This is a genomic window from Magnetospirillum sp. ME-1 (assembly GCF_002105535.1).
Lineage (GTDB): Bacteria > Pseudomonadota > Alphaproteobacteria > Rhodospirillales > Magnetospirillaceae > Phaeospirillum.
On record NZ_CP015848.1, the window covers coordinates 1227466 to 1240205 of the forward strand.

Here is a 12740-nt window from a genome sequence, read left to right on the forward strand (position 1 = left end):
CCGTCTGATCACGGTCCGGCCGCCCCGAATCTTAACGGCCCTGTGTTACCTGGCCGAGAAGAATGGATGTCAGCTCCCAGGACGCCATTTCCTGCGCCCGCGTGTGGTGCAGGACCCGGTCGTTGAAATCGTCGTACAGGTAGAACATCTTGGACAGCGACGTGTAGTAAGCGGTTCCCAGCGAATACATCTCCATTCCACTTTTCAGATAGCGGATGGCGGTGCGGCGGATACGTTCATCGCCCTGCCCAATCAGGACGAAGAGTGCGGCCGACTGGCCGATGTCGCTGAACGGGAACAGATGCGGCGCGTTGAAGCGCTCGAACAATGTGTCGAGTTCGTTGAAAAGCACCTGTGGCGTTACGCAAATGGGGCCGCTGTTTCCTTTGCCGAACCGGTTGAGCGACAATTCCAGTGCGGAGGCGTCGAGAAGCAGGCTGTCGAGCATCACCTTGAGACCGCGCATTCGATTAAGTACAGGATAGCGATGAATGCGCAAATTGTTGTAAAGCGTGAAACGAAGCATCTCCTTCTCTGATCCAAGGTTCAGCGTTGGTGCCTTCCACAATTCGATCAGATTCAAAAGGCGTTTCAACTGCAAGCTCCACGGGGAGTGCTCTTTATTGCTGTTCTCAAAGCATCTGGAGTAACCTTCGACCCGCCAGTTCTCCTCGTCCGTGCTTTCCAGGGCCAATCCAAGAGAGCAGGCGGCCGTGACGGCGTCGGTGGGGATGATGTCGTGCTCGATGGGAATCTCGCCGTCTTTGACCCAGTTGCTGTCTTTGGACGACCGTCCGGTGTCGCGGGCCAGGGTGAACCAATGGCCGGCGCGTTCGAGGGCATAGACACCGAATTCAAACAACTGGAGCCGGTAGCTGCGCAACGCCTCGGCGCCGTCATTCCAGTGGTCTCGAAGCCACCGGTTGGCGTCGGTATCGTCCGGCAGGGCACTGATCACCCGGAATGACCAGAGGTAACGCGCCACCGTCTGGGCGACCATGACCATTTCGGTGGCGGCATCGTCGAAATGGCCGTCCTCGGCCCGCATTTCCGCACCGGCCATACTGAGGTGAAGCGAAATCAGCAGCCGGCTGTCGGCATGGTGGGGGGTGTTGAAGCTCAGCCGGTGATTGCCGGCGTCGTCCCGGTCGTTCCACTTGCCGAACCAGTCGGACAGCCATTCGCCCTGCCAAACCAGCGCGTTGGCGTTCTGGGAGACGCCATGCGCGGGATCGGAAACGTGGTCGAGGTGGAGCCATGTCCGAAGGGTGTCGAACAACGGAGCGGCGCTGCCGGGCACCGGCATTTTTTTGGCCGGAATCGACGGCTTGCCTATGATCAGGCTGCACACGGAGACGCGGGCCAGGATCCCTTCGGCCAGATTGGCTACGACGCCGGCGGCCGCGCGCTTCAGGAAGGACGGCGAATTGCCGCCCGCCAGGGTTCTCCATCCCGTTTCGAGAACCTGAAGCTTGTAAGCGGAGCTTTGCCGGCGGTGGTTCGTGTAGCGCCGGATTTCATGCAGCGCCATACAGTAATGAAAATGTGACCGCAGCAGATATCCCTCTGCCCCTTCATATCGCTCAATGTCTTGTTTGGTTCTTTTTGTTGATATGTCGCGTCCTTCTGTTACATAGCCCTTTATGTTAACAGATGGAATTGCAGATCTTCCCTTGAAGAAATAGAGGTCGCCGCTTTTATTGTGAATGTCGGAGATGATCAGGGCGAAGCCGGAATGGGTCACCTTGTCTGGCCTCTCCGACAAATGAGTCTTCCCATCCCTGACGAAGGGCAGTGTCGCCCGCAATTCCGCCACCGCCTTTTCGACGATGGTCGAACTGGTGTCGATGTCGCACCACAGCTTTTCCGACACCCAGGCGATGGCGAACAGAGGCTGATAGAGCAGACCGGCATGCTTCAGCGTTTCGCCTTCGGGAGCCAGGGTGTGCCGGCGGGGGGGCGTCTTGGTGCCGTCGTCCAGGCTGTAGTCGAAACGGATGTAATAGGTGAGGAACTTCCGGGCCAGATGATAGGCTTCGACGTACTCGCCCTCCGCCCGCTCGAAATCGCCGGAAAGCTCGCTGGCCATGCCCACCTGCATCATCAGGCGAAGGCGGGTCAACGCCCAGCCCAGCGGGATGACCGGATAGGTGCCGGCGGGATTGTCCAGGATGCGGCCCAGGATGCCCTCGGCTTCCTTGGCGGTGGGGTGGCCGCCGGTTCCGGCCAGCAGGGCGTGCAGTTCCTGGTCGGCCAGACGCAAGGCCCGCCGATAGTGCTGGCAGGCGATGTCGTATTCCTGATCGTATTCATAGAGCTCGCCCAAGGCGGCGAGAATATCCAGGCTTTCCGGTTCCCGGCCGGTCAGCTGGGCGCGGTAGCTGGCCTTCAGCGCCTGGGATTCGTCGAGGGTGAAGTTCAGCGCCGCCATCTCGCTTTCATTGTATTGCGAGATGTAGGAGATCTCCTGGCTGATCTCGCCGCGGAAGCGGAAATCGTACATGCCGTTGACGACCCGATGCAGGTATCGGTGGCCGAAATGCCCGACGATGTCGGACAGCAGCTCGCGGATATCCGGGGCGCGGTGGATGTGGGTGAGCTCGTCCACACGCTCGATGTTGCGCCAGCTGAAGGCGCGGCGATGGAACTTGAACAGGTTGTCGGTAAGGTCGAAGGCCGACAGCGCCATCTTGTCGTCCCGGTGCAGCAGGCGGGGGCCCAGCTTGGCGGTGAGGTGGCGGTATACTTCGGCCAGAAACTGGATGCGGACGATGGCGGGGGGATTGAGGCAGATGATCTCGGTACTGCGTCCGACCGGGTCCGTCGCCTGTTCCCGATCGGGCAGCACCCGGTTCTTCAGACGGATCAGGTCGGCGACCATCTCCTTCAGGCGCTTGGGATTGCCGGTGCTGCGGTAGGTCAGGTACTGGCAGAGGTCGCGCAGCACCACGGCCTGCCAGACGGACGGCAACAGGACGGGCTTGCCGTGATAGACGGTGTGCCATACCTCGAGACCAGCCGGCTTCGGCGGCTTGCCGTCCTCCGCCGACATGAAGACCAGACCGCGTTCCGGGCGGCGGCGGAACCAGGGGAACCAATAATGGTTTTCCGCCTGCCACTGCTCCTGGTAATGCACGGCGATCTGGTGCCGCTTTTCCAGATAGAACTGCACCATTTCGTCGAGGCGCTTCTTTTCACCTTGGACGTGGTGGCCGGAATGGGTGTCGGTCAGCAGCGAGGGAATGTACATTTCCGCGTCGAAGATGCTGGTCAGCAGCGCGGCCCCGGAATGCATGTCGGCCAGCCATTCGTCGTGCAACAGCCTGCCGCCGACAAAGATGAAGCGGGCCGGACTGTCGGCGATGACCCGCTTCAGGTCCGACAGCAGCCGGTTGGTCATGATGGCGCGCTGGCGCTCATCGAACTGGATACCGCCCGAAGCGGGGGCCGTCGTCTCGTCCTTGCGCGGGCCGTCGGCCCCGGCCTTGTCGCCCATGGCCGGAACATAATGCCCGCTCTTGGCCCACAGCTTGTCCATTTCGTCGAAAACGAAGGTGATTTCCGGCGAGGGAATGCCAAGGCGCATCCACTTGCCGCCGGGCAATTCCCAATAGGATCTCGTGCAGTCGCGGATGATGGAAATGAAGGCCGCTTCCACCGCCCGGGGATCGATCGGCTTGCGATCGACAGTTCCGGTTTCCTGCGCACCGCCGATCAGGGTGTGGACCCAGCGGGCCGGGGCCCAGATGTCGCGCTGTCGGTTGGAGACGGTTCTGGCGGTCAGGCCATCCAACAGATCATCGATCCTCTTCAGCATGCTCCTGTAGGGAAGGATGGGGAAGTAGTTGATGAATTTCAGCCAAATGACATACATTCCAAGGAATACTAGAATATGATAGAGGCGGATGCCGTTAATTGCTGGGCGATCCGGTATGTTTTCCGTATTAAATGTGGCCTTCAGATTGTTTAGATCATCTCGCTTAATGCTAGTGCTATTTTTTAATTTTGATGTTTCTTCCTTTAGCTGGTCAAGGACGTCAATAATTGATGATGGAGATTTTCTCGTCACCTCAGATTCGATGTAGTTTGATAGTGATGACAATATCCTTGAGACATTTTCTTGCTGAGCGGATGTCTCGTTTGATTGCTTTGGCTTTGCTGATGTTTTTTGTTGTGGCGTTATTTGGTTGATGATTGTATTTATGTTGGATTTGATGTTGTTAATTTCATTTACTTTGCTTGACGTTAATGCGTTATTCTTGTCGCGAAGCTTGCTTAGGCCGGCTTCAATTGATTCTATCTGTCTGCCGTAGTTGATTATTTCAATATCTGATAGCGCTATAAGCCGTTCTATCTCAGACAGGGATTTTCCATCCTTTGTCAGAGGGGTGTTCTTTGTATATGAACGTTCTTTCTGATCGAACCGTGGATCGGTGCTTGCCAGGAAAATGCTAAGCATTGATGATGATATGATCTTGTTCTGTCTGTAGAGTATATCTGATTCGCCCCATGATAGTATTGGTATGTATAGTGTATCGATTAGGGGCCAGGTGCTGCTGGCTTTGCATAGGAACCTGGCAATACGTCCCATTTTAATGTTGTTTGGTTCGTCGTCTATCTTGCATTGAATGCCGCTTGTTTCGTAAAGTTCCTCTCGGATATGGAATGAATCTTTCGTAAACAGCGCGGTCAGTATGACGAGCGTTATTCCTCCGCAGATCCGCATGATCACGGCGAGGTGGGCGTTCCAGTCAATGAATTGGCGATGGTACTGCTCCCTCAGGGATTGCAGCATGCCGTGAATGACGCTCTCGTGGCGAAGTTGGTCAAAGCCGAGGTTGACGGTTGCGATGATGGGCGGGGTGTAGAGGCGATAAATCTGCCAGGTGAGGGTCATCTGCTCCAGGCGACGATACCAATCGGTGGCGTCATAGCCGTGAAAGGGGCTGTTCTGCTCTGCCTTGTTTTCTTCCTGCTCGTCTGGAGTGAGTTCTTTTCCAGAAAAAACACCGCTTAATCTCGATATAAAGAAAAATTCAAATAGCATTAGTGCCATGATGCAGATAATTGACCATAATATGATGTGTTCATCGCTCATGTTTGTTATTGAAAGGTTGTTTTCTGTGCCATTTGTGCGCAATTTATATAGTATATTTTCCCTGATATGTTTTGAGTTGTTTATCGACGTTATGAGTATCGACATGCCGAATATCATAAACAGTGATGCTTTGGCTGTAATTACGACTTGAGCCAATATGGGTTTTATTGATATATTCGGAATTTCTTTTTGGGAGATGCGCTGGTTTATCTCTGCCGAGATTGTTATGGCAAATATAAAATATAATACAAATAAAAACGCAATTGAAGAGTGCGGGGCTCCCAGTGCTGATGTGATGTCTGGCTTTGTTCCGCATATTTTATATGTAATTATTACGGATATTGCCATGCTTAATGACATATTTGTTGTGGCTAGGTATCTGAGTGTGTTGACGAGCCTTGGGTTGTTGCGGATGGTTGTGCATATGGCCCCTGTTAATAATATGTATGTTGTTGGCATTATTATTAACGCCAAGTTCTGGTCCGATTTGCCGAATAGTTTGCTCCAATGTGCAAGGGTCGTGAATGAGATCAGCAGGAACATCAAGATGTCCGCCAGGACCCAAACGATCAGGATGAGGCTGGCGTTTGGATAGATGCGTGATCTCCACGCGTACATCAGGCCGAAGATGATCGGGCCGGTCAGCAGGAACGACAGTGTGTAGCCGATGATTCGGGTGAACACTTCAGATGAGGTCAGCAGGAATCCCGACAGTCGCATGACCAGGACCAGGGTACTGATCAGCAGGGTCAACACCGTCACGGCCATGAGGGCGTCGACCACCGATTTGCCGCCCTGGATGCGGCGAAAGCGTTCGTAGTGATTATTGGTGTACTCGTCCAGGCAATGGCGGACGAAACTGCTTTTCCCCATGCCGCGACGGCCGGTGATCAGGCAGGCCAGCTGGCGGCCACCGAACACCAGCATGCGGATGAGCTGCGAGCGCAGCACCTGGCGTCCCAGCATCGGGGAATGCCCCTCGTCGGTGGCGCTTCCCGTGTGGTTGCCAAATGGAATGAAGAATTCTTCCGTTGTGATCGACTGCTTTGGCGTGCTCGGATTCCCGGCCTCATCTGGACTTGCGTCAGCCATGCCTATCTCCCCCCAGAGCGCAGCAGCTAAAAGTCATATTTTCAGTCTAATATGCATGGTATGCGATAGTCTGTATCGTGGGCAACCGTCTTTGCTGCCTAAAGTTTGAAGTCTGGTGCGGGGGTGAAGTGTATGCCTTGGTGCTGTCATCCTAAGGTATTGCTGACTATATAACTTTTCTTAAATGGTTGAATTTTTCTGATGGCCGGCGCGGTGAGGCGTCCGTATCCGGATGGCGGGCGGGGGGGGGTGTCGCTTGGAAGGGGGGGCTTGTGGCCCCTGAAACGGCGAAAGGCCCCAGGTTTCCCTGAGGCCTTTCATGGTGCTGCCGAATGGAATCGAACCATCGACCTTACCCTTACCAAGGAGAATTCCAGGAGCCTGCTAGAGTTTGTTATTGGCTGGCAATGCCTGTAAAACCTAGCGTTTCTGCCGGCTTTGTGGCATGCTGAAGTCTGTTCCGACCTGGCTGAATTCACTCCAAGCTGTTACCTGAGTGTTACCTGAGTTTGGAGTGACCGGCAAGGCTGATGGAGATCGCCGCATGCCCAGGCTTACCAAGCAATTCGTCAATCGCATCCTGGCCGAACCAGAGGCCAAGGACCGGACCTATCTGGACGAAAGCCTTTCAGGGTTTGGATTGCGCGTGCAAGGCACGGCGGCAAGCTGGATCATCATGTATCGCACCCATGAGGGGCGGCAACGCAAGGTCACCCTTGCCAAGGTGGGAACTCTCACCCCCGACGAAGCTCGCTCCCTAGCCCGAGAAAAGTTGGCAGAGGCCGCCAAGGGAGGCGATCCTGCCAGCGACAAGACTGCCGCCAGAGAGGCCATGACCGTCGCCCAGGTCTGCACCTGGTATCTGGAACAGGCCGAGAAAGGAGCGCTACTCGGTCGGCATGGCCGCAAGATCAAGGACTGGACGCTGTACCAGGATCGAAGCCGCATCAACACTCACGTCGTGCCGTTGCTGGGAGCCAAAAAAGTGGACAGCCTGTCGCTTGCAGATATCGAGCGCTTTCAGGCCGATATCGTCGCCGGTAAATCGGCCAAGGCAAGGACCGGCAGAGGTAGCGCCACAAGAGGCGGGATTGGTGCAGCCAGCCGAGTCGTCGGAATGCTGCAAACCATATTCGAACACGCTAAGCGAGCCAGGCAGATCAAGGCCAATCCCGCTGATGGTGTGAAGAAGCACGCTGACGGCAAGCAGCGCAGGTTCCTTTCGCTTGATGAGATCACTGCACTGGGAGAGGCGATGCGAGCAGCACCGGACGAAAGTCCGACAGCCATTGCCGCGATCCGTTTTCTGCTGCTCACCGGCCTGCGTCGAAACGAAGCTCTCTCGTTGCCGTGGAATTGGATCGATACCAAGGCCCGCTGCATCCGCTTCGACGACACCAAGAGCGGGGCACAGCTTCGCCCAATTGGTGCTGATGCCGTGGCTCTGTTGGAGGAACTAAAGAGGCGTGAGGGCAGCCCGTGGGTCTTTCCAGCAGAGAGAGGGGAGGGCCATTATATCGGGTTGCCAAAAGCGCTGGGGCGTATCTGCGAACGCGCCGGGCTGGAAGGCGTTACCATCCACGTGCTTCGCCACTCGTTCGCCGCCACCGCTGCCGCGATGGACTATTCCGAACTCACCATCGCCGGATTGCTCGGTCACACACTCGCCAGCGTGACCGCGAGATATGCACATGTTCCGGACCGTGCCCTTGTTAATGCAGCTGATGCAGTCTCGGAGCAAATTTCTGCAGCCTTGGAAGGCCGTATATCGGCATAGTTAGGGCGATTTCGCACGTCAGATACCCCACTTAGGCTGTGCATTGAGGCATCGGCAAGCTCAGACGAATCTCAGCATACAAGCTCAGGAATTGGGTGCATTGAGCCCATAATGGCGAGGCACCAAACTGAGCGCTGGTTATCGTTCAGGAGATTCCGATGCATTATAAAGAACTGTTTTTCGGCTCCAAGCAGGCTGCCGAATATCTGACCCAAAACGGTGTCCAGAGGACTGTAAGCACTCTCGAAACCCTTCGTGTTCGCGGTGGGGGGCCTCGCTTTCGCAAGGTGAAACGCCAGGTTATCTACGCTCAGTCAGACCTGGATAATTACATCAGCTCGTTAATGTCTGACCCTATGGCCTCAACCTCTGACAAGGGGAGGGCCGCTTAGCCATGGCCATGAACGAAGAAGGCCGGACGCCTGCCAGCGTCCAGCCCTCGGAAATTGTCTCAGCGGGCAGCTTCGACACCACCGAGAATACCATCGCCGCCAACGCCTGGAAAGCTTTTCAGGCGCTGGCTATCAATCACTGGAGGCATCCCACACGAGCCTCCCTGTTGAAAAAAGAGGAGGCGTACAGGGCCTTCTATAATGCCTTCGTGGAGGTCTCGTCATGAGCGGCGGAGACCTCTACAACGAACTCGACAATGCGCTTGTCGTCGCTGGCACCAAGCAGGCGGCGGCTTGGCGCAATCATGTTGGCTGGCCCCTCAAGGCCGTCACCATGGGCTTGGGGGGTGGCGTCTCGAATGTCACCGTCGATTCCGACGGTAATTATACCCCCAACGATCCCAATGACCCGAATGGCGTCAAAGCTATCATCGCTCCTGTCTGGGCAGGTCCCGCCCCAGGCAAGCCAGAAGACATCATCGACCTGGCTGCTTGGGTGCCGAGTACTGGAAAGACCTTCACCCGGTGCGGCCTTGCCGATCTCCTCGGGGAATGGGCGATTTGGAACTGCACCTGCCTCCCCGTCACCCCCAATCGCCTGATGGTATTCCGCGATCCTTGCCAATGGGCGCAGGCGGCCGTCTGGATTGGTCCTGGCGAACGTGGTGGCCACGGCATTGTTATCATCGACTGGTCGCGTACCTACAGCCGCTTGAGCTGCTTGGCAGGCATCGTCGATTTCGTCATCACCGATATCGGGATCGGCCAGCAGCTTCGTTCTGCTCTTGAACCGCCGCCCCGCCCAATTCCACGCATCCTGTTTGCGGTCGATTACGGGAGAGCGGCATGAAAGATGTGAAACTGATCGACCTGGCTGAAGCAGAGCGCCAGCCACGTCTCAAATCCATATCCATGGATCAGTTCCTGGCCATGAAGATTCCTTTGAGGGAGATGGTGTTGGCACCGATCATACCGACCCAGGGCCTGGTGATGGTCTTCGCCGAGCGAGGTATTGGAAAGACCCATGTCGCGCTCAGCATCGCCTACGCCGTGGCTTCTGGGGGAGCCGTCTTTAAATGGTCTGCGCCTGTGCCGAGGAGGGTGCTGTATATCGATGGTGAAATGCCTGCGGCAACCATGCAAGAGCGCCTGACGGCGATTGATGCCTCCTGGGCCACCAAACCCCCGGCCCCTGACTTTCTCCGGATTATAACCCCGGACTTGCAGGATAAGCCGATCCCCGATCTGTCATCTGCGGAAGGCCAGGCCGCTATCGATGAACAGATGGCTTTAGGCTGTGACCTGCTGATCTTGGATAATCTTTCGACCCTTTGCCGAGCGGGGCGTGAGAATGAGTCTGAGAGCTGGATTCCGGTCCAGGAGTGGCTGCTCAGTCTTCGCAAACGCGGCATCTCAGTCTTGATGATCCATCATGCCGGAAAAGGCGGCAAGCAGCGTGGCACCAGCAAGCGCGAAGATGTCCTCGACACGAGCATCAAGTTGCTTCGACCTGGCAGTTACAACCCGATCGAGGGCGCTCGGTTCGAAGTTCATCTTGAGAAGGCCCGAGGTATCAGCGGCGAAGATGCGATGCCGTTTGAAGCGAAGCTGGAAATCAGGGACGGTGGGGCAGCCTGGTCATGCCGTTCAATCGAAGACCCAACCATGCCAACGATCGTTGCCTTGACGATGCAAGGCATGAGCACGCGTGATATCTCATCCGCGACGGGCATCCCTAAGACCAACGTCAACCGCATCCAGGCGAAAGCCAGGAGTGACGGCCTCCTCGACTCCTGAGAACTGTCCCACTGTCCCAACACTAGGGAGTGGGACAGTGGGACACCTTGGCCCAATCACAATCTGAAGGTAGTATTCCGCCCCAGCAGAGGCTATCAAGCTTGATCAGGCCATGATGGGGGCGTTGGTGGCGATTGATAAGAAAGACCTGTCAGAAGCTGACATCTGCGCCAAGTTCATCACACCTGCCTTGCAGCGGGCTGGCTGGGATGAAGATACCCAAATCCGCCGGGAAGTCCCCATCACCAAGGGCCGGATCATCGTGCGTGGCAAGCTGGTCAGCCGGGGCGCTCCCAGGCGGGCTGATTACGTCTTGTCGTACAAGCCGAACCTCCCGCTGGCCGTTGTAGAAGCCAAGGACAACAACCATACCGTTGGCGATGGAATCCAGCAGAGCCTCGACTACGCCATCAGCTTAGAGGTGCCGTTCGCGGCTTCATCCAATGGTGATGGCTTCTTGCTCCATGATCGAACTGGTCACGGCACCGTCGAAACCAACCTAGGCATGGATCAATTTCCGTCGCCGCCTGACCTCTGGTCACGCTATCGGGCTTGGAAGGGCTTTCCCCCGGGATCAGAAAGCATTGTCCTCCAAGACTATTACGATGACGGCAGCGGCAAGTCGCCGCGCTACTACCAGGTCAACGCCATCAATGCGACCATCGAGGCCATAGCCAAGGGCCAGGACCGGGTGTTGCTGGTGATGGCGACCGGCACCGGCAAAACCTACACGGCATTCCAAATCATCTGGCGGCTTTGGAAAGCTGGCCGCAAGAAGCGCATCTTGTTCCTTGCTGACCGAAACGTTCTGGTCGATCAGACCATGGTGAATGACTTTCGTCCGTTCGGCCCTGCCATGGCTAAGCTCTCGACCAACGCCAAGACCATTGAGCGCCAGGACGGCAGCATCGAGGAACTGCCCAACGCAATCGACAGCAAGCGGCGCATCGACACGGCGTATGAGATATATCTTGGGCTCTACCAGGCCATTACCGGCCCCGAAGAACGCCAGAAGCTCTTCCGAGAGTTCTCGCCTGGCTTCTTCGATCTGATCGTCATTGATGAGTGCCATAGAGGCAGCGCCGCCGAGGACTCGGCTTGGCGCGAAATCCTCGAATACTTCTCGGCTGCAACCCAGATCGGTCTGACCGCCACGCCGAAGGAAACTCGCTACGTTTCCAATATCGCCTACTTCGGCAAGCCCGTTTACACCTACTCCCTGAAGCAAGGAATCGCCGATGGGTTCCTAGCCCCGTACAAGGTAATCAAGGTTCACATCGACCGTGACGTGGAGGGCTACCGCCCGGAGCGCGGCAAACTTGACCGTGATGGCGAAGAGATCGAGGACAGGATTTACAACGGCAAGGACTTCGACCGCACCCTGGTCATAGACGACCGAACCAAGCTAGTGGCCAAGCGCGTCACTGAATTCCTGAAGGAGAGCGGCGACAGGTTCCAGAAGACGATTATCTTCTGCGTCGATCAGGAACATGCGGGCCGGATGCGTCAGGCGCTCATCAATGAGAATGCGGACCTTGCCACGGCGAATTCCCGCTACGTCATGCGGATCACCGGCAATGATCCTGAGGGCCAGGCCCAACTCGGCAACTTCATCGACCCTGAATCGACCTATCCCGTATTGGTCACAACCTCGCGCCTGCTCTCGACCGGCGTGGATGCGCAGACGTGTCGGCTGATCGTTCTAGACCGCGACGTAAACTCCATGACCGAGTTTAAACAGATCGTTGGTCGCGGCACCCGCGTCCATGAGGACACCCGGAAATACTATTTCACACTGATGGATTTCCGGGGAGCGACCAACCACTTCGCGGACCCCGATTTTGATGGCGAACCGGTGCAGATATACGAGCCTGGACCGGACGATCCGATTACTCCTCCCGATGCCCCCCCACCAACTGACGATGACGGACAGCCGTACCCGGAGGAGCCTGACGACGACGAAGTGATCGTTGATGGCGGCTACCCTGATGATGGCAGCAGCGACGGTGGACCGACCAAAAAAATCTATGTCGATGGCGTCCACGTCTCCATCGTCGCCGAGCGAGTCGAGTATCTGGACGAGAACGGCAAGCTGGTTACGGAATCGCTGCGCGACTTCACCAAAGCGGCGTTGAAGAAGCGCTTTGCAAGCCTCGATGATTTCCTGAAGCGCTGGAAGGAAGCTGAGCGCAAGCAGGCGATCATTGAGGAGTTGGAGGCCGAGGGACTGCCGCTCGAACCCATTGCCGATGAGTTGGGCAAAGACCTCGATCCCTTTGACCTCATCTGCCACATAGCCTTCGACAGGAAGCCGCTGACCCGGCGTGAGCGGGCGGAAAACGTAAAGAAACGCGACGTGTTCACAAAGTACGGCCCACAGGCCCGCGCCGTGCTGGATGCCTTGCTTGCCAAGTACGCCGACGAGGGCATCCTCAATCTCGATGACGCCAACGTATTGAGGGTCGCTCCGTTTACCGCAATGGGCAGCGTCGTCCAACTCATCAAGGCGTTCGGCGACCGGCAGGGATTCGAGCATGCCGTCCATGAACTTCAATCAGCTCTTTATCAGGAAGTTGCCTAAGCC

Annotated in this window: 6 protein-coding genes; 5 read left to right on the plus strand and 1 reads right to left on the minus strand. The window is 56.5% G+C overall.

Annotated elements, in window-relative coordinates; all coding sequences use genetic code 11:
• Positions 1-31: 31 nt before the first annotated feature.
• Entirely contained in the window at positions 32-6190 is a 6159-nt protein-coding gene (locus tag WV31_RS21465; protein ID WP_145980761.1) for a hypothetical protein, read from the minus strand.
• Between the two features lie 514 nt (positions 6191-6704).
• On the opposite strand from WV31_RS21465, the gene WV31_RS05695 reads away from it, so the two are divergent.
• From WV31_RS05695 to hsdR, 5 genes are all read left to right on the plus strand, one after another.
• Positions 6705-7967, plus strand: a complete 1263-nt coding sequence (locus tag WV31_RS05695) for a tyrosine-type recombinase/integrase (RefSeq protein ID WP_145980762.1) — start codon at positions 6705-6707, stop codon at positions 7965-7967.
• Between the two features lie 394 nt (positions 7968-8361).
• Positions 8362-8586, plus strand: a complete 225-nt coding sequence (locus tag WV31_RS05705) for a hypothetical protein (protein WP_085372658.1) — start codon at positions 8362-8364, stop codon at positions 8584-8586.
• Entirely contained in the window at positions 8583-9209 is a 627-nt protein-coding gene (locus WV31_RS05710; RefSeq protein ID WP_085372659.1) for a hypothetical protein, read from the plus strand. The genes WV31_RS05705 and WV31_RS05710 overlap by 4 nt, the downstream gene beginning before the upstream one ends.
• Complete coding sequence (locus WV31_RS05715) at positions 9206-10156, plus strand: AAA family ATPase (RefSeq protein WP_085372660.1); 951 nt, start codon at positions 9206-9208, stop codon at positions 10154-10156. The genes WV31_RS05710 and WV31_RS05715 overlap by 4 nt, the downstream gene beginning before the upstream one ends.
• A 133-nt stretch (positions 10157-10289) precedes the next feature.
• Positions 10290-12737, plus strand: a complete 2448-nt coding sequence (hsdR, locus tag WV31_RS05720; protein WP_085375487.1) for an EcoAI/FtnUII family type I restriction enzme subunit R — start codon at positions 10290-10292, stop codon at positions 12735-12737.
• Positions 12738-12740 lie beyond the last annotated feature (3 nt).

Coding starts and splice junctions, on each gene's coding strand:
- WV31_RS21465 (WP_145980761.1), bottom strand. CDS start 6,190: ATGGCTGACGCAAGTCCAGATGAGGCCGGGAATCCGAGCACGCCAAAG.
- WV31_RS05705 (WP_085372658.1), top strand. CDS start 8,362: ATGGCCATGAACGAAGAAGGCCGGACGCCTGCCAGCGTCCAGCCCTCG.
- WV31_RS05710 (WP_085372659.1), top strand. CDS start 8,583: ATGAGCGGCGGAGACCTCTACAACGAACTCGACAATGCGCTTGTCGTC.
- WV31_RS05715 (WP_085372660.1), top strand. CDS start 9,206: ATGAAAGATGTGAAACTGATCGACCTGGCTGAAGCAGAGCGCCAGCCA.